We start from the raw sequence: 18,033 nt of genomic DNA on the forward strand, positions 1-18,033 counted from the left end.
TGGGCTGCGACGGGGCGCCCCCGCTCAGGCGCCGGCGTCCCCGGCGGCCCGCAGGAACTCCACCAGCGTGGCGACCGCGACGCCGGTGCCGCCCGGCGTCACGTGGCCGCGCGCGGCGCCGCCGGTGAACGACGGGCCGGCGATGTCGAGGTGCGCCCACGGCCTCCCGGCGACGAACTCGCGCAGGAACGCGGCGGCGTAGAGGCCGCCGCCCCAGCGCACCCAGTCGACCTGGGCGAGGTCGGCGACCTTCGAGGAGCGCACGCGCTGGCGCATCTCCTCGGGGATCGGCATCGGCCACATGGTCTCGCCGGCCCGGTCGGCGGCCGCGAGCACGGCGTCGACGGTGGCCTGCTCGCCGAGCACGCCGGTGACCCGGTCGCCCAGCGCGACGACCATCGCGCCGGTGAGGGTGGCGACGTCGAGGATCGCGTCGGGCTCGACCTCGGTGGCGCGGACGAGGGCGTCGGCGAGAATCATCCGGCCCTCGGCGTCGGTGTTCTGCATCTCGACCGTGGTGCCGCCGTAGATGCGGGCGACGTCGCCGGGACGCGCGGCCGAGCCGGAGAGCATGTTCTCGGCCATCGGCGCGAAGGTGGAGATGCGGATCGGCAGCTGCAGCCGCGCGGCCAGCAGGGTGGCCTGCAGGACGGCGGCGGCGCCGGCCATGTCGGACTTCATCTCGTGCATGCCCTGCGCCGGCTTGATGCTCAGGCCGCCGGAGTCGAAGGTGATGCCCTTGCCGACCAGCGCGACGTGCGCGGTGGCGTTCTTCGGCGCGTAGGTGAGCTCGACCAGGCGCGGCGGGGCCGAGGAGCCGCCGCCGACGGCGAGGATGCCGCCGCAGCCGAGCTCGGCGAGCGCGGCCTCGTCGTGCACGGTGATCCCGATCTTCGTGGCGCCCCGGCCGAGGTCCTTGTTCAGCGCCGCCACGGCCGCGGCCACGGAGTCGGCGAAGGCCGGCGGACGCAGGTCGCCGGGCGCGGTGTTGACCCAGTCGCGGGCGCCGGCCACCGCGGCGGCCCGGTGCTGGGACTCGTCGAACGCGGACGTCACCTCGCTGCGCCGTGCGGCCGGGGAGAGCACCACGACCTCGCTGGGGGCGACGGGGTCGGTGGCGGACTCGGTGCGGTAGGCGGTGAAGCGGTAGCCGCCGAGCAGCCAGCCCTCGGTGGCGGCGCCGACCAGCGCGGCGGAGTCGGCGGGCAGCGCGAGGGCCACGGACGCGGCGTTGGTGACCGCGCGGGCCGCCGAGCCCGCGGCGTCCCGGACGGCGGTGGGGGCGACGGTGCCGTCGGCGTCCGGCGCGCCCAGGCCGACGAGCACCAGGAGGGGCGCGCCGATGACGCCGGCCGTGGGCACCTTGGCCACCTCGCCGGCGGCGCCGGTGTGGCCGATCGAGGCGAGCAGCGGTGCCAGGCGCCGGCCGTAGGCCTCGGCGACGTCCTCGGCCCCGGGCGCCAGGCGCACCGGCTCGGCGTCCGGTGCCGCCTTCGCGCGGCCGCGGCCCCGGCCCTTGACGGCGGGCGCCGGCTCGGCGGCCTCCGCGGGCAGCACGCCGACGACGACGGCGTCGGCCTTGGTCTTGGCGGGGCTGGCGGAGCGCAGGGCGAAGGTCGTCACCCGGCGAGGATAGCCACGGCCGGCGCCCGGGCCGCGCCCTCGTCGGGAGGGTCCTGTCGGCGCCCTGCAGTAGGTTCGCCGACATGTCCGACCAGCCCGGTCCCTCGCCGATCACGTCGCCGATCACCTCGCCGCTCCATGCGCGGCACGAGGCCCTCGGCGCCCGGCTCTCGGAGTTCGGTGGCTGGCTGATGCCGCTGGAGTACGCGGCCGGCACCGTCCGCGAGCACACCGCCGTCCGCGAGGCCGTCGGCCTGTTCGACGTCAGCCACCTGGGCAAGGTGGCGGTGCGGGGCCCGGGCGCCGTCGCGCTGGTCGACTCCTGCCTCACCGCCGATCTCGGCCGCATCGGCGCCGGGCAGGCCCAGTACTCGCTGTGCTGCGACGACGCCACCGGTGGCATCGTCGACGACCTGATCGCCTATCGGCGCGCCGACGACGACGTCCTGCTGGTGCCGAACGCCGCCAACAGCGCCGAGGTGGCCCGCCGCCTGCGCACGGCGGCCGCCGAGCGGGCGCCGGAGGTCGAGGTGCTCGACCTGCACCGCGACCTCGTCGTCCTCGCCGTCCAGGGCCCGCGCAGCGACGCGGTGCTCGCCGGGGTCGGCCTGCCGGCGGGGCACGAGTACCTCTCGTTCGTCGAGGCCGTGCCCGGCGCCGCGCCCGGCGTCGGCGAGGTCGTCGTGTGCCGCACCGGGTACACCGGCGAGCGCGGCTACGAGCTGCTGGCCGCGGCCGCCGACGCCGAGGCGCTGTGGGACGCGCTGGTCGCGGCGGGCGAGCCGCACGGCCTGCTCCCGGCCGGTCTCGGCGCCCGCGACACGCTGCGCACCGAGATGGGCTACGCCCTGCACGGGCAGGACATCGGCCCCGAGGTCACGCCGCTCGAGGCGCGGCTGGGCTGGGCCGTCGGGTGGTCGAAGCCGGCGTTCTGGGGCCGCGAGGTGCTGCTGGCCGCCCGCGAGGCCGGCGCGTCCCGGCTGCTGCGCGGGCTGGTCGCCTCCGGGCGCGGCATCCCGCGCCCGCACATGCGGGTGCTGACCGCCGCCGACGGGCTCGACGGCGCCGTGGTCGGCGAGCTCACCTCGGGCACCTTCTCGCCGACGCTGCGCCGCGGCGTCGGCCTCGCCCTGCTCGACGCCTCGGTGCCGGTCGGCGCCGAGGTGGTCGTCGACGTGCGCGGTCGTCCCGAGCCGTTCACCGTCACCACGCCGCCGTTCGTCCCCTCATCGGTCCGGGAGGCCACCGCATGAACCTGCCTGACGACCCCGCCACGTTCCGTCCGCCGACGCCGCAGGAGCGGCCGTGGGCCTGGCGCCTGCTCGACGCCGCGGGCGCCGAGGTCGGCGCGGGCGCGCTGACCCCGCCCGAGGGCGTCGACGTGCGCGAGCTCGTCGACCAGCGCTTCACCCAGCAGGGCGACGCCGAGTCGTGGCTCGGCGAGGTGTGGCGCGAGCTCCGGGCCTCGGGCGTCGCCTCGGTCACGCTCCTCGAGCTCGACCGCGAGGTCTACGGCCCGATGGGCCTGGACGCCTGATCCGGTGACCGTCCGACCCTTCCGTCAGGTCGACGTCTTCGGCTCCGGCCCGCTCGGCGCGCGCGGCAACCCTGTCGCGGTCGTCCACGACGCCGACGACCTCGACGACGACGCCATGGCCGCGTTCGCCCGCTGGACCAACCTCTCCGAGACGACCTTCCTGCTCGCGCCGAGCGACCCGACGGCCGACTACCGCGTCCGCATCTGGACGCCCGGCGGCGAGCTGCCGTTCGCCGGCCACCCCACCCTCGGGTCCGCGCACGCATGGCTCGAGGCCGGCGGCGTGCCCCGGGACGAGGGCGTCGTCGTCCAGGAATGCGGGGTCGGACCGGTCCGCCTGCGGCGCGACGAGGTCCTCTCGTTCGCTGCCCCGCTGCTGCTGCGGTCCGGGCCGGTGGAGCCCGAGCACCTCGACCGCATCCTCGCGGCGCTCTCGCTCACCGGCGACGACGTGCTCGACGCCGCCTGGCTCGACAACGGACCGGGATGGATCGGCGTCCTGCTCCGCGACGCCGCGACCGTGCTGGCCCTGCGACCCGATCTGCCCGCGCTCGGCGAGCTGCGGGTCGGCGTCGCCGGCCTGCACGGGCCCGACCCCGCGGCCGAGTCCGCGGCCGATCCCGCGGAGGACCCCACGGCTGATCCCGCGGAGGACGCACCCGCCGTCGAGGTGCGCGCCTTCGTCCCCAGCCTGGGCGTGGGGGAGGACCCCGTCACGGGGAGCCTCAACGCCGGGCTCGGCCAGTGGCTCGCCGGACGCGTCCTGCCGCAGCGCTACGTGGCGGCGCAGGGCACGGTGCTCGGCCGCGCCGGGCGCGTGCTCGTCGAGCGGCGCGGCGACGACGTCTGGGTCGGCGGGACCACGGTCTCGACGATCGTCGGGCAGGTGCGCCTCGGCGCCGGGCCGGTTCGATAGGTTCGCCGCATGCAGGGCTACCACGACCTCCTCACCCGCATCCTCGACGAGGGGGTCGAGCGGTCCGACCGCACCGGCACCGGCACGCTCTCGGTCTTCGGCCACCAGCTGCGCTTCGACCTCGGTGCGGGGTTCCCGCTGGTGACCACCAAGAAGGTGCACACCCGCTCGGTCTTCGGCGAGCTCCTGTGGTTCCTGCGGGGCGACACCAACGTCGCCTGGCTGCACGAGCGCGGCATCTCGATCTGGGACGAGTGGGCCGACGAGGCCGGCGACCTCGGCCCGATCTACGGGCGGCAGTGGCGCTCGTGGCCGACGCCCGACGGCGGCCACGTCGACCAGCTGGCCCGCATCGTCGAGCAGATCCGCACCGACCCGTACTCGCGCCGGCACGTCGTCTCGGCCTGGAACGTCGCGGAGCTGCCGCAGATGGCGCTCGCGCCGTGTCACACGCTGTTCCAGTTCCACGTCGCGCCCTCGCCCGACGGCGGCCCCGGGCGGCTGAGCTGCCAGCTCTACCAGCGCTCCGCCGACGTGTTCCTCGGGGTGCCGTTCAACATCGCCTCGTACGCGCTGCTGACCCACCTCGTCGCGCAGGTCACCGGACTGGTGCCGGGCGACTTCGTCCACACCTTCGGCGACGCCCACCTCTACCTCAACCACCTCGACCAGGCCCGGCTGCAGCTCACCCGCGAGCACCGGCCGCTGCCGACGCTGCGGCTCGACCCGTCCGTCACCGACCTGGACGCCTTCGACCTCGAGCACCTCGTCCTCGAGGGCTACGACCCGCACCCGGCCATCTCCGCGCCGGTGGCGGTGTGAGGGGGCAGGCGTGAAGCGGGTTATCTGCGTGGCGGCGGTCGCGCGCAACGGCGTCATCGGCGACGGACCCGACATCCCGTGGTCGGTGCCGGGGGAGCAGCGGCTGTTCAAGGAGGTCACCCTCGGGCACACGCTCGTCATGGGGCGCACCACCTACGAGTCGATCGGCCGCCCGCTGCCCGGCCGCACCACCATCGTCCTCACCCGCGACCGCGCCTGGCGTCCGGCTCCGGCGCCCGGCAGCGACGCCGTCCTCGTCGCCCACGGCCTCGAGCGGGCCCTGATGAAGGCCGCGCTCCACGAGGGCGAGGTGATCATCGCCGGCGGCGCCCAGGTCTACGCGGCCGCCCTGCCCCTGGCCAGCGAGCAGATCCTCAGCATCATCCCGCTCGACCCGCCCGGTGACGCCCGCTACCCGGAGTTCGCGGAGAAGGACTGGGAGGAGACCGATCGCGAGGTCTTCGACGGGTTCGAGCGGGTGTGGCTGCGCCGGGTGGTCTGACCGGTGACGGCGCCAGTTTCATCGGTCAACCGATGAAACTGGCACCTGCACGCTGAAGTTTCATCGTCCAAGCGCGAGTTTCGTCGGTCAGCCGATGAAACCGCGAACGTCGCCTGCTCCACCCCGACGCTCCACCCCGCCCCCCGCCCGGGTGGGGACGAGGCCCGCGACACCCTGATTGGATCGTTCAAGTAGATCCGCCGACGCAGGGAGAGCACGTGGAGACTTGGCCGGGCAGCGCGTATCCGCTGGGGGCGACCTTCGACGGTCGCGGCACGAACTTCGCGGTGTTCAGCGAGGTGGCGGAGAAGGTCGTGCTCTGTCTGTTCGACGACGGCGAGGACGGCGGCCTGACCGAGGAGTGCGTCGAGCTCACCGAGGTCGACGCCCACGTGTGGCACGCCTACCTGCCGCAGGTGCAGCCGGGTCAGCGGTACGGCTACCGCGTGCACGGGCCGTGGGATCCCTCCCAGGGCCTGCGGTGCAACCCGGCCAAGCTGCTGCTCGACCCGTACGCCAAGGCCACGACCCGCGACCTCGACTGGGACGCGAGCCTGTTCAGCTACCCCTTCGGCGACGAGGACGCGCGCAACGACGACGACTCCGCGGCGCACATGATGCTGGCCGTCGTCATCAACCCGTTCTTCGACTGGGAGGGCGACCGCGCCCCGCGCCGGCCCTACAACGAGACGGTCATCTACGAGGCCCACGTCAAGGGCCTGACCCGCCTGCACCCGGAGATCCCCGAGGAGCAGCAGGGCACCTACGCCGCGATGGGCCACCCGGCGGTCGTCGAGCACCTCCAGCGGCTCGGCGTCACGGCGGTCGAGCTGATGCCGGTGCACCAGTTCATCCAGGACCACGCGCTGCTCGAGCGGGGCCTGCGCAACTACTGGGGCTACAACACGATCGGCTTCTTCGCCCCCCACGCCGACTACTCCGCGGCCGACCGCGCCGAGCCGGGCCGCGGCCTGCAGGTGCAGGAGTTCAAGTCGATGGTCAAGGCGCTGCACGCCGCCGGCATCGAGGTCATCCTCGACGTCGTCTACAACCACACCGCCGAGGGCAACCACCTCGGGCCGACGCTGAGCATGAAGGGCATCGACAACCAGGCGTACTACCGCCTGGTCGAGGACGACCCGCGCTACTACATGGACTACACGGGCACCGGCAACAGCCTCAACGTGCGCCACCCGCACTCGCTGCAGCTGATCATGGACTCCCTGCGCTACTGGGTCACCGAGATGCACGTCGACGGGTTCCGCTTCGACCTCGCCGCCACCCTGGCCCGGGAGTTCTACGAGGTCGACCGGCTGGCCACCTTCTTCGAGCTGGTGCAGCAGGACCCGGTGGTCAGCCAGGTGAAGCTGATCGCCGAGCCGTGGGACGTCGGCCCCGGCGGCTACCAGGTCGGCGGCTTCCCGCCGCAGTGGTCGGAGTGGAACGGCAAGTTCCGCGACTCCGTGCGCGACTTCTGGCGCGGCGAGCCGAGCCTCGGCGAGCTCGCCAGCCGCCTGGCCGGCTCCGCCGACCTCTACGAGCACTCCGGACGCCGGCCGTTCGCGTCGATCAACTTCGTCACCGCGCACGACGGCTTCACCCTCCGCGACTTGGTCTCCTACGACAGCAAGCACAACGAGGCCAACGGCGAGGACAACAACGACGGCGAGAGCCACAACCGCTCCCAGAGCTTTGGCGTCGAGGGCCCCACCGACGACCCCGAGATCCTGCGCCTGCGCGCCCTGACCCAGCGCAACGTGCTCGCGACCCTGCTGCTCTCCCAGGGCGTGCCGATGCTGCTGCACGGCGACGAGGTCGGCCGCACGCAGGACGGCAACAACAACACCTACGCGCAGGACTCCGAGATCGCCTGGATGCACTGGGACCGCATCGACGAGCCGCTGCTGGAGTTCACCGCCGCCGTCGCCCGGCTGCGGCGCGACCACCCGACGTTCCGTCGCCGGCGCTTCTTCACCGGCTCGCCGACCGCCGAGCCGGTCGAGGGACGCGAGGGCGCGGGGGGCGACGGCCTCGACGACATCGTCTGGCTGCACCCCGAGGGCCGCCCGATGGTCGACGGCGACTGGACGAGCGGATCGCAAGTGCTCGGCATGTACCTCAACGGCGACGCCATCGCGGGCGCCGACGAGCGGGGACGCGCGGTCGTCGACGACCACTTCCTGCTCTGGTTCAACGCCGGCGCGGACGACGTCGACGCGGTGCTCCCCGACGCCGCGTACGCCGAGCGCTGGCAGGTCGCGCTCGACACCGCCGGCGTCCTCGCGACCGGGGACGACGCGCTCGAGTCGGGCGCGCCACTGCGCCTGCCGGGCCGCAGCGTCCTGGTGCTGCAGCAGCACGCGCCGGCCGCGCCGGCCGTCGACGTCTCGGCGGACGCCTCGGTCGCCGCGCTCACCTCGGCCGGCCAGGAGGCCCAGACCGCCGACGAGCCGGTCGAGGGGGCCGAGGCGTGACCCGCCCGCCCGCCCGCCGTCCGACGTCGACCTACCGCCTGCAGATCACCGCCGACCTCGACCTGCACGAGGCCGCCCGGCGGGTGCCGTACCTGCGGTCGCTCGGCGTCGACTGGGTCTACCTCTCGCCGATCCTCGCCGCCGAGCCCGGCTCCACCCACGGCTACGACGTCGTCGCCCACGACCGGCTCGACGACGACCGCGGCGGCGCGGCGGGGCTGGCGTCCGTGGCGTCCGCGGCGCACGGCGCGCGGATGGGCGTGCTGGTCGACATCGTGCCGAACCACGTCGGCGTCGCGACGCCGGTCGAGGACCCGTGGTGGTGGGAGGTGCTGCGCGACGGGCGCGAGGCCGAGCACGCGCACGTCTTCGACATCGACTGGGACGCCGCCGGCCAGCGGCTGCGCATCCCGGTGGTCGGCGACGACGACCTCCAGCCGGCCCGCGACGCGATCGACCACCTGCGACTCGTCGAGGCCGAGGCCCCGGACGGCGAGCGGGTGCTCCAGCTGCACTACTGGGACCAGGCCTTCCCCGTGGCCCCGGGCACCGCCTCCGGCGTCGAGGAAGATCCCGACGCCGTGCACGCCCGCCAGCACTACGAGCTCGTCTCGTGGCGCGAGGCCGACGACGCCCTGAACTACCGCCGGTTCTTCGCGGTCAACACGCTCGCCGCGGTGCGGGTCGAGGAGGCCGACGTCTTCGCCGACACCCACGTCGAGATCGGCCGCTGGTTCCGCGAGGGCCTGGTCGACGGGCTGCGCGTCGACCACCCCGACGGCCTGCGCGACCCGCGGGGCTACCTCGCCGATCTCGCGGCGCTCACCGGCGACGCCTACGTGCTGATCGAGAAGATCCTGGAACCCGGCGAGCGGCTGCCGGACGGCTGGGCCACCGACGGCACCACCGGCTACGACGTCCTCGCGCTGGTCGACCGCGTGCTCACCGACCCGGCGGGGGAGGAGCCGCTGGACACCCTCGAGGCGCGGCTGCACGGGCTCCCGGACGGCGAGCGCGTCGACTGGGCGGCGATGGTGCACGACCTCAAGCGCGAGGTCGCCGACGGCATCCTGCACAGCGAGGTCAAGCGCATCGTCCGCGACCTGCGCCGCCACCTGCCCACGCTGCCCGCCCACCGCGCCGAGGACGCCGTCGCCGAGCTGCTCGCGTGCTTCCCCGTCTACCGCTCCTACCTGCCCGACGGCGTCGAGCACCTCGAGCAGGCCCTGGCCGCCGCGCGCAGTGGGCGCCCCGACCTCGTCCCGACGCTCGACGTGCTCGAGCCCTGGCTGCGCGACCCCGACCTCGCCGCCGCCAAGCGGTTCCAGCAGACCAGCGGCATGGTGATGGCCAAGGGCGTCGAGGACTGCGCCTTCTACCGCTACGCCCGGCTGACCTCGCTCACCGAGGTCGGCGCCGATCCGTCGGTCTTCGCGATCGCCCCCGACGAGCTGCACCGCGCCATGGCCGAGCGGCAGGAGCGCTGGCCGCACGCCATGACCACGCTCAGCACCCACGACACCAAGCGCGGCGAGGACGTCCGGGCGCGGATCGCGGTGCTCGCCGAGTGCCCGCGGCAGTGGAGCGAGGCGCTCGAGCGGCTCCTCGCGCTCGTCCCGTCGCCCGATCCGGTGCTGGCCTCGCTGCTGTGGCAGGCCGTCATCGGCGCCTGGCCGGCCGCGGACGGACTCGACGACTACCGCGACCGCCTGCACGCCTATGCCGAGAAGGCGATGCGCGAGGCCGGCTCCGGCACCACCTGGACCGCGCCGGACGAGGCGTTCGAGGCCCGCGCGCACGCCCTGGTCGACGCCGCCTTCGACGACCCGCAGGTGCGGGAGGCGCTCGACGGACTGCTCGACCTCGTCGTCGACCCCGGCTGGAGCAACGCGCTGGCCGCCCGGCTGCTCGCGCTGACGCTGCCCGGCGTCCCGGACGTCTACCAGGGCGCCGAGCTGTGGGAGCAGTCGCTCGTCGACCCCGACAACCGGCGCCCGGTCGACCTCGACCTGCGGGAGCGCCTGCTCGCCGACCTCGACGCCGGGACGCTGCGCGCCGAGCGCCCGCGCGGGCTGGACGACCCGGGCGCCGCCAAGCTCCACCTGACCGCGACGGCGCTGCGACTGCGGCGCGACCGTCCCGGGCTGCTGACGTCGTACGCGCCGCTCGCGGCGGCCGGCCCCGCCGCCGAGCACGCGGTGGCCTACGACCGCGGTGGCCTGCTGGCCGTCGCGACCCGGCTGCCGCTCGGCCTGGCCGCCCGCGGCGGCTGGGGCGACACCGAGCTGCCCCTGCCGGAGGGCCGCTGGCGCGACCACCTCGCCCCGGACCAGGCGCCGGTCCACGAGGACGCCGTGCGCCTGGCCGACCTGCTCGCCGACCTGCCCGTCGCCCTCCTCGTCCGGGAGGACGCATGAGCACCCCCGCCCCCGGCCGTCCCCGCCCGCCTCGGGCGGCCGGTCTGCTCTCGGCGCTCGACCTGGCCACCCGGCCCGACCCGCGCTCGACCCACGCCACCCGCCCGGTGCTCGACGTCTGGGGGCCGCGCCCCGAGCGCGTGCGGCTGCTCGTCCGGCCCGCCGGCGGCGCTCCCGGCGACCCGGGGGAGCGGATCGTCCCGATGGCCCGCGACGACGCCGGCTGGTGGACCCCCGACACGCCCGCCGCCGAGCTGCTGGCCGGCGGGGAGCTCGACTACGGCTACCTGCTCGACGGCGAGGAGACGCCGCGTCCGGACCCGCGCTCGCGGCGGCAGCCCGACGGCGTCCACGGCCTTTCGCGGACCGTCGACCCGAGCGCGTTCCCCTGGACCGACCACGCCTGGACCGGCCGCCCGCTGGCCGGCTCGGTCGTCTACGAGCTGCACGTCGGCACGTTCACGCCCGAGGGCACCCTCGACGCGGCCATCGGCCGGCTCGGGCACCTGGTCTCCCTCGGCGTCGACCTCGTCGAGCTGCTGCCGGTCAACGCGGTCAACGGCACGCACAACTGGGGCTACGACGGCGTCGGCTGGTTCGCGGTCAGTGAGGCCTACGGCGGGCCGGAGGCGTACGCGCGATTCGTCGACGCCGCGCACGGCGCCGGGCTCGGGGTGATCCAGGACGTCGTCCACAACCACCTCGGGCCGTCCGGCAACTACCTGCCGCTGTTCGGCCCCTACCTCAAGGACGGCCGCAGCACCTGGGGCGACCTGGTGAACCTCGACGGCGACGGCTCCGACGAGGTGCGCCGCCTGATCCTCGACGACGCCGCGATGTTCGCCCTCGACCTCCACGTCGACGGCCTGCGCCTCGACGCCGTGCACGCGCTGCGCGACGCCTCTCCCCGGCACCTGCTCGAGGAGCTCGCCGTCGAGACCGACGCGCTGGCCGCCCACCTGCGCCGCCCGCTCACGCTGATCGCCGAGTCCGACCTCAACGACCCCCGCCTGGTGACGCCGCGGGAGGCGGGCGGCCTCGGGCTGCACGCGCAGTGGAGCGACGACGTCCACCACGCGCTGCACGTCGCGATCACCGGCGAGACCGACGGCTACTACGCCGACTTCGCCGACCCCGGCGCGCTGCCGAAGGTGATGACGCGGGGCTTCCTGCACGACGGCACGTGGAGCAGCTTCCGCGGCCGACCGCACGGCGTCCCGATCGACACCGCCACGACGCCCGCGTGGCGCTTCGTCGTCACGACCCAGAACCACGACCAGGTGGGCAACCGGGCCGTCGGGGACCGACCCGACGCCCACCTCGACGAGGGGCTCGTCGCCTGCTCGGCGCTGCTGCTGCTGACCTCGCCGTTCACCCCGATGCTCTTCCAGGGGCAGGAGTGGGCCGCGTCGACCCCCTTCTGCTTCTTCACCTCCCACCCGGAGCCCGAGCTCGGGAAGGCGACCGCCGAGGGCCGGCTCGCCGAGTTCGAGGCGATGGGCTGGGATCCCGACGTCGTGCCGGACCCCCAGGACCCCGCGACCTTCGAGCGCTCGCGCCTGGACTGGCGGGAGTCCACCGAGGGCCGGCACGCCCGCACGCTGGAGCGGTACCGCGCGCTGATCGCGCTGCGGCGCGCGCGCCCCGAGCTCACCGACCCGTCGTTCGTCGCCACGACCTGCACGGTCGACGACGGGCTGGTGCGCCTTGGGCGCGGCCCGACCACCGTGCTGGCGAACCTCGGCGACGCGCCCGTCACCGTGCCGGTCGGGGACGCCGCCCTCCTCCTCGCGACGCAGGACGACGTCCGGCTCGCCGACGGCGAGCTGGTCCTGCCGGCGCACGCGGGAGCCGTGGTCGGCGACTGAGTCGGGACGACCCGACCGGCTCAGGCGTGCAGCGCCGCCCGGAAGGCCTGCAGCGAGCGGTCGCTGGAGAGCACCCGCCAGTCGGCCTCCTTGGCGAAGTCGAACCAGGTGGCGGTGCGGATCTCGGGGTGCGCGCGCAGGTGGGCGAACATGCCCCGCACCCACGCGGCTTTGTCGCCGCCCTGCTCGGCGCACGCCGTCTCGTCGACGTGCAGCGGACGCCGGCTCAGCGCCGCGAACCGCTCGGCCGTGGGCGCCACCAGCCGTCGGAACGACTGCCAGTGCGACCAGCCCTGGCTGGTGCCGAAGTTGTAGGCGTCGACGCCGACCGAGTCGACGAACCGGTCGCCGGGGTAGTAGCGCTCCCAGCGCGGCGAGCCCGGCACGGTGGCGCTGCACACGCAGAACCGCAGGCCGACGTTGCGCGCACCGGCGTCGGCGAGCACCCCGTGGACGTGCCGCCAGGCGCGGACGTAGTCGCGCGGGGTGTTGCCGTTGACGCCCACCGCCCACGGGTACCAGGAGCCGTTCGGCTCGTGCATCAGCCGCAGCACGACCCGGCCCTCGTAGCGGCGCAGCTCGCGGGCGAAGCGCCGCAGGTAGGCGTCGTGGCGGCCGGCGGCGATCCGGGCCAGCCGGTAGGCCGGCTGCTCCGGCCCGCCGGCGGGGTCCCACGGCTCCCACGTCAGCACCGGGACGCTGCGGGTGCGGGCGAGCCCGCGCACCAGGTCGGCCGGGAAGGCCGGCTCGCCCGCCCAGGACATGAAGAACGTGGCGCTGACCGGCGCGATGCCGAGCGCCCCGGAGGTCTCCCGGAAGGCCTGCTCCGAGGACGGCAGCCCGGGGGAGGCCAGGCCGATCCGCCGCGCGAGGGGGACGCTCGCCGCCTCGGCGGGCAGGCCGACGTCCGGCAGCACGCCGAGCAGGCCGGGGCCGAGCACGGCGGAGGCCCCCGTCCCGAGCAGCAGGCGGCGCGTCAGCACGCGCCCATCCTCGCCGACGAGGACGGCCGCGTCCGGCGGTTCCGCGGGATGGGAGCGACGGGGCGGCCGTGGCAGGGTGGGGCCATGGAGCTGCGCGTGTTCACCGAGCCCCAGCAGGGCGCCACCTACGACGACCTCCTCGCGGTGGCGCAGGAGGCCGAGCGGCTCGGCTTCGGCGCCTTCTTCCGCTCCGACCACTACCTCGGCATGGGCACGCCCGGGCTGCCGGGCCCGACCGACGCCTGGCTCACCCTCGCCGCGCTCGCCCGGGAGACCTCCACCATCCGGCTCGGCACCCTGATGACCAGCGCGACCTTCCGGCACCCCGGCCCGCTGGCGATCTCCGTCGCCCAGGTCGACCAGATGAGCGGCGGCCGGGTCGAGCTGGGGCTGGGCGCCGGCTGGTTCGCCCAGGAGCACGAGCGCTACGCCATCCCGTTCCCCGACACCCGCACCCGCTTCGACCGCTTCGAGGAGCAGCTCGCCGTCGTCACCGGCCTGTGGGGCGCCACCGGCCCCGACGGGTTCTCCTTCGCCGGCGAGCACTACACGGTGGTCGACTCCCCGGGCCTGCCCAAGCCGGTGCAGACCTCCGGCGTCGCCGGCGGCCCGCCCGTCCTGATCGGGGGTGGCGGCAAGCGCCGCACCCCGGCGCTCGCGGCCCGGTACGCCGACGAGTTCAACGTGCCCTTCATGTCCTTCGACGACGGGCAGGCCCAGGTCGAGCGGGTGCGCCGCGCCTGCGAGGAGATCGGACGCGATCCCGCGACGATGACGTGGTCGACCGCGCTCGTCCTGTGCGTGGCCGAGACCGAGGCCGAGCTGGCGCGTCGCGCCGCGGCGATCGGCCGCGAGGTCGACGAGCTGCGCGAGAACGGCCTGGCGGGTCTGGTGCCCGAGGTCGTCGACCGCATCGGGCGCTACGCCGAGGCCGGCCACGACCGGCTCTACCTGCAGACCCTCGACCTCGCCGACCTCGACCACCTGCGCCTGGTGGCCGCCGAGGTGCTCCCCGCGGTGTCGTGATGCCGGGCCAGCACCTCCCGAGCGCTAGCCTGACCCCCGTGACCGACGCCCCGATCGCCCCCGCCGCGCCGTTCGGGCGCATGCTCACCGCGATGGCGACGCCGTTCCACCGTGACGGCTCGCTCGACCTCGACTCCGTCCAGCGGCTGGCCAAGCACCTGGTCGCGACGGGCAACGACGGCCTGGTCGTCTCCGGCACCACGGGCGAGTCGCCCACCACCACGCCCGAGGAGGACGGCGAGACGCTGGCCGCGGTGCGCGACGCCGTGGGCCCGGACGTCCACCTCGTCGCCGGGGTGGGCACCAACGACACCCGCACGTCGCTCTCGCTGGCGCGGCAGGCCCGCGAGCGCGGAGCCGACGGCGTCCTGCTCGTCACGCCGTACTACAACAAGCCCGGCCAGCGCGGCATCCTGCAGCACTTCCGCCACGTCGTCGACGCCGCCGAGCTGCCCGTCATGCTCTACGACGTCCCCGGCCGCACGGGCAGCACGATCGCCCTGGAGACCTACGCCGAGACCGCCGCCTGGGAGCAGGTCGTGGCGGTGAAGGACGCCGTCGGCGACATGCCGCGGGCCGCGCGCATCGCCGAGCTCGGCCTGGCCGTCTACTCCGGCGACGACGCTAACACCCTCGGCTTCCTGGCTCACGGCGCCTGCGGGCTGGTCTCCGTGGTCGGCCACGCCGCGGGCCGTGAGCTCGCCTCGATGATCGACGACTTCCTCGCCGGCGACACCGCCGGCGCGCTCGCCACGTACCGCCGGCTGCTGCCGGTCTTCGACGCCGTCATGGGCGTCCCGAACTACGGCGCCACCACCGCCAAGGGCGCCCTCGAGCTGCTCGGGGTGCTCGAGCACCGCACCGTGCGCTCGCCCCTCGTGCCGCTGGACGACGACGAGCTCGCCGCCCTGCGCTCCGCCCTCTCGACGGCAGGACTCCTGTGAGCCACTCCCACCCCGAGCTGACCGCCCCCCAGCCGCTCGCCCCCGGCGGGCTGCGGGTCACCCCCTTCGGCGGCCTGGGCGACGTCGGCCGCAACATGACGACCTTCGAGTACGACGGCCGCCTGCTGATCGTCGACTGCGGCGTGCTCTTCCCCGAGGACCACCAGCCCGGCGTCGACCTCATCCTCCCCGACTGGTCCTCGATCCGCGACCGGCTCGACGCCGTCGAGGGCCTCGTCCTCACCCACGGCCACGAGGACCACATCGGCGCCACGCCCTACCTGCTGCGCGAGCGCCAGGACATCCCGCTGATCGGCTCCGAGCTCACCCTGGCGCTGCTCACCTCGAAGCTGCGCGAGCACCGGCTGCGCGAGACGGTGCACCACCAGGTGCGGGAGGGCGACCGGCTCACCCTCGGCCCCTTCGAGCTCGAGTTCGTCGCGGTCAACCACTCCATCCCCGACGCGCTGGCCGTCGCGATCCGCACCCCCGCCGGCCTCGTGCTGCACACCGGCGACTTCAAGATGGACCAGCTGCCGCTCGACGGTCGCATCACCGACCTGCGCGCGTTCGCGCGGCTCGGCGAGGAGGGGGTCGACCTCTTCCTCACCGACTCCACCAACGCCGAGACGCCGGGGTTCACGCCGGCGGAGAAGCAGATCACGCCGGTCGTCGACCAGGTCTTCCGCGAGTCGCGCCAGCGCATCATCGTCGCCTGCTTCGCCTCGCACGTGCACCGTGTGCAGCAGATCCTCGACGCCGCCTACGCCCACGAGCGGCAGGTGGCGTACGTCGGACGCTCCATGGTGCGCAACATGGCGATCGCGGCGGAGCTCGGCTACCTCAAGGTGCCGCCGAACACGCTGGTCGACGCCAAGGAGCTCGCCGACCTGCCGCCGCAGCACCAGGTGCTGATCTCCACCGGCTCGCAGGGCGAGCCGATGTCGGCGCTCTCGCGGATCGCGCAGCGCAACCACCACTTCGTGCACATCGAGGAGGGCGACACCGTCCTGCTCGCCTCGAGCCTGATCCCCGGCAACGAGAACGCGGTGTACCGGGTCATCAACGGCCTGGCCCGGTGGGGTGCGCGGGTCGTGCACAAGGGCAACGCCATGGTGCACGTCTCGGGCCACGCGAGCGCCGGCGAGCTGCTCTACTGCTACAACATCGTGCGTCCCCGCAACGTGCTGCCGGTGCACGGCGAGATCCGCCACCTCCTCGCGAACGGCGACCTCGCCCGGCAGACCGGCGTCGAGAGCGTCGTGATCGCCGAGGACGGCATGGTCGTCGACCTCGTCGAGGGTCGCGCTCAGGTCGCCGGCAAGGTCGAGTGCGGCTACGTGTTCGTCGACGGGTCGTCGGTCGGCGACATCACCGAGTCCGACCTCAAGGACCGTCGCATCCTCGGCGAGGAGGGCTTCATCTCCGTCATCGTGGTGGTCGACTCGGTCACCGGCAAGGTCGTGAGCGGCCCCGAGGTGCACGCCCGCGGCAACACCCTCGACGACGCCGACTTCGACGAGGTGAAGCCCGCGATCGCCGACGCCCTCGACCGTGCGATCGCGGAGGGCAACACCGACGCCTACCAGCTGCAGCAGACGGTGCGTCGCGTGATCGGCCGCTGGGTCAACACCGCGCACCGCCGTCGGCCGATGATCATCCCGGTGGTCATCGAGGCCTGAGCGCGCGCCCGGCGGCGGGCCGCCGAGTCCGCTCGGTCCGCCAGGTCCGCAGGTCCATCCACAGGACCACCGCCATGTGCGGCACCGTCAGCGCCAGCAGCGTGACGAGGGTCCCGCCGAGGGCCGCCGTCGGGTCGCCCGCTCTTGCCGTCAGCACGAGCAGCGCCACGACGGTGGCGGCCGCGGCCAGCGACGGCGCGGCGGCGATCCGGGCCAGGTGACGGGCGGCGGGCCCGACGCCCTCGCGCTCGAGGAGGCGCGCGGACCCCGGCTCGGCTCCGAGCAGCCGCGCGAGGTGCCGCACGCCGTGCCAGCCGCCGAACCACCAGGCGAAGGCGAGCAGCGGGGGAGCGAGGGTCCCGAGCGCCGCGACGAGCAGCAGGTCGCGCGCCACGTCGGATCGTCCCGCCCGCCAGGCGGCGGCGACCGCGACGAGCAGCGCCGCACCCCAGACCGCGATCAGGCCCAGGCGGGCCGCCGGCGAGGACAGCACCGCGCCCAGCGTCGGCGAGATGGAGGTCGCGACCCCCACGAGATCGTCCCCCGCCCGGGCCAGCGGGACGAGGAGCGCGCCCGTCCCGGCGAGCGCGAGCGCCGCCGCGACCGCCGGCGCGGGGTGCCAGGCGGCGTCGGCCCGGAAGACCTCGAGCTCGCCGAGGCCGAAGTGCAGCAGGCTCAGCGCCAGCACCCCGACGAGGGTGGCGGCTCCGACGCCGTGGGGCGCGTGCAGCAGCCCCCAGGTCGCCGCGGCCACCGCCCCGTAGGCCGCGGCGGCCACCGGCAGCGACCACCCGGTCATCCGGGCGGCCAGCACGTGGTCGATCGAGCCGTGCGGCAGCCCGACCAGGAGACCGAGGCCGACCAGCGACCAGGTGAGGGCCTCGGCCGGGCCGGACGCGAGGCCGACTGCCGCCGCGCCGGTCAGCAGGGCGCCGACGCCGACCCCGACGAGCGCGGCCCGACGCGAGCCGATGACCCCGGCGCGCAGCGCACGGAGCGGGCTGGAGGCGGGGACGGGGGCCGGTACCGGACGGAGCATCGTCACTGCCGGCCTCCCTCGCTCGTCGGGCGCGCCATCGCGTCCCGACCCCGAGTGTACAAATCTCAACACTGGCCGAAGGTAGATGTCGAGATTCACTGTGACGGCGCACACTGGCGAGTGATCGCACTGAGCCCGCCGGGTGCCTTCGACCTTGAATCAGCAGTTCAGAGCAGTCCAGAAGCACGAGCCTGATCAAG

General features: G+C 74.7%; 14 protein-coding genes. 11 read left to right on the plus strand and 3 right to left on the minus strand.

Going from position 1 to position 18,033, the window contains the following annotated elements:
- Positions 1–24: 24 nt before the first annotated feature.
- Positions 25–1,623, minus strand: a complete 1,599-nt coding sequence (locus K8Z61_RS04515; protein ID WP_224126940.1) for a leucyl aminopeptidase — start codon at positions 1,621–1,623, stop codon at positions 25–27.
- 83 nt (positions 1,624–1,706) lie between these two features.
- Between K8Z61_RS04515 and gcvT the strand changes: the two genes are divergently transcribed.
- From gcvT to treZ, 8 genes are all read left to right on the plus strand, one after another.
- On the plus strand, positions 1,707–2,876 hold the full coding sequence (gcvT, locus tag K8Z61_RS04520; protein WP_224126942.1) for a glycine cleavage system aminomethyltransferase GcvT: 1,170 nt from the start codon (positions 1,707–1,709) through the stop codon (positions 2,874–2,876).
- Positions 2,873–3,160 (plus strand): hypothetical protein, encoded by a 288-nt coding sequence (locus tag K8Z61_RS04525; protein WP_224126943.1) that lies wholly within the window; start codon positions 2,873–2,875, stop codon positions 3,158–3,160. Before gcvT ends, K8Z61_RS04525 begins: the two co-directional genes overlap by 4 nt.
- Positions 3,161–3,164: 4 nt before the next feature.
- On the plus strand, positions 3,165–4,076 hold the full coding sequence (locus K8Z61_RS04530) for a PhzF family phenazine biosynthesis protein (RefSeq protein WP_224126944.1): 912 nt from the start codon (positions 3,165–3,167) through the stop codon (positions 4,074–4,076).
- Between the two features lie 9 nt (positions 4,077–4,085).
- A complete protein-coding gene (locus tag K8Z61_RS04535; protein ID WP_224126946.1) occupies positions 4,086–4,898 on the plus strand; it encodes a thymidylate synthase in 813 nt (270 codons plus the stop codon).
- A 10-nt stretch (positions 4,899–4,908) separates the two neighbouring features.
- On the plus strand, positions 4,909–5,400 hold the full coding sequence (locus K8Z61_RS04540) for a dihydrofolate reductase (RefSeq protein ID WP_224126947.1): 492 nt from the start codon (positions 4,909–4,911) through the stop codon (positions 5,398–5,400).
- Positions 5,401–5,618: 218 nt separating this feature from the next.
- Positions 5,619–7,874 carry a glycogen debranching protein GlgX gene (gene glgX, locus K8Z61_RS04545; RefSeq protein WP_224126949.1) on the plus strand — a complete coding sequence of 752 codons (2,256 nt, stop codon included), beginning with the start codon at positions 5,619–5,621 and terminating at the stop codon, positions 7,872–7,874.
- Positions 7,871–10,291 (plus strand): malto-oligosyltrehalose synthase, encoded by a 2,421-nt coding sequence (gene treY, locus K8Z61_RS04550; protein ID WP_224126951.1) that lies wholly within the window; start codon positions 7,871–7,873, stop codon positions 10,289–10,291. Before glgX ends, treY begins: the two co-directional genes overlap by 4 nt.
- Complete coding sequence (gene treZ / locus K8Z61_RS04555; RefSeq protein ID WP_224126953.1) at positions 10,288–12,159, plus strand: malto-oligosyltrehalose trehalohydrolase; 1,872 nt, start codon at positions 10,288–10,290, stop codon at positions 12,157–12,159. Before treY ends, treZ begins: the two co-directional genes overlap by 4 nt.
- A 20-nt stretch (positions 12,160–12,179) precedes the next feature.
- On the opposite strand, the gene K8Z61_RS04560 is transcribed toward treZ, so the two are convergent.
- Complete coding sequence (locus K8Z61_RS04560; RefSeq protein WP_224126955.1) at positions 12,180–13,142, minus strand: glycosyl hydrolase; 963 nt, start codon at positions 13,140–13,142, stop codon at positions 12,180–12,182.
- Between the two features lie 84 nt (positions 13,143–13,226).
- Here K8Z61_RS04560 and K8Z61_RS04565 point away from each other — a divergent pair, with 84 nt between their 5' ends.
- The 3 genes from K8Z61_RS04565 to K8Z61_RS04575 are packed head-to-tail and all read left to right on the plus strand — an operon-like array spanning position 13,227 to position 16,794.
- On the plus strand, positions 13,227–14,168 hold the full coding sequence (locus K8Z61_RS04565; RefSeq protein WP_224126957.1) for an LLM class F420-dependent oxidoreductase: 942 nt from the start codon (positions 13,227–13,229) through the stop codon (positions 14,166–14,168).
- Between the two features lie 38 nt (positions 14,169–14,206).
- Positions 14,207–15,112 (plus strand): 4-hydroxy-tetrahydrodipicolinate synthase, encoded by a 906-nt coding sequence (dapA, locus tag K8Z61_RS04570; protein ID WP_224126958.1) that lies wholly within the window; start codon positions 14,207–14,209, stop codon positions 15,110–15,112.
- Positions 15,109–16,794: a ribonuclease J gene (locus K8Z61_RS04575; protein ID WP_224126959.1), complete on the plus strand. Its 1,686-nt coding sequence runs from the start codon at positions 15,109–15,111 to the stop codon at positions 16,792–16,794. The genes dapA and K8Z61_RS04575 overlap by 4 nt, the downstream gene beginning before the upstream one ends.
- Here K8Z61_RS04575 and K8Z61_RS04580 read toward each other — a convergent pair.
- Positions 16,781–17,833: a beta-carotene 15,15'-dioxygenase, Brp/Blh family gene (locus tag K8Z61_RS04580; protein ID WP_224127607.1), complete on the minus strand. Its 1,053-nt coding sequence runs from the start codon at positions 17,831–17,833 to the stop codon at positions 16,781–16,783. The genes K8Z61_RS04575 and K8Z61_RS04580 overlap by 14 nt on opposite strands.
- Positions 17,834–18,033 lie beyond the last annotated feature (200 nt).

This window comes from Nocardioides sp. TRM66260-LWL, assembly GCF_020075545.1.
GTDB lineage: Bacteria > Actinomycetota > Actinomycetes > Propionibacteriales > Nocardioidaceae > Nocardioides.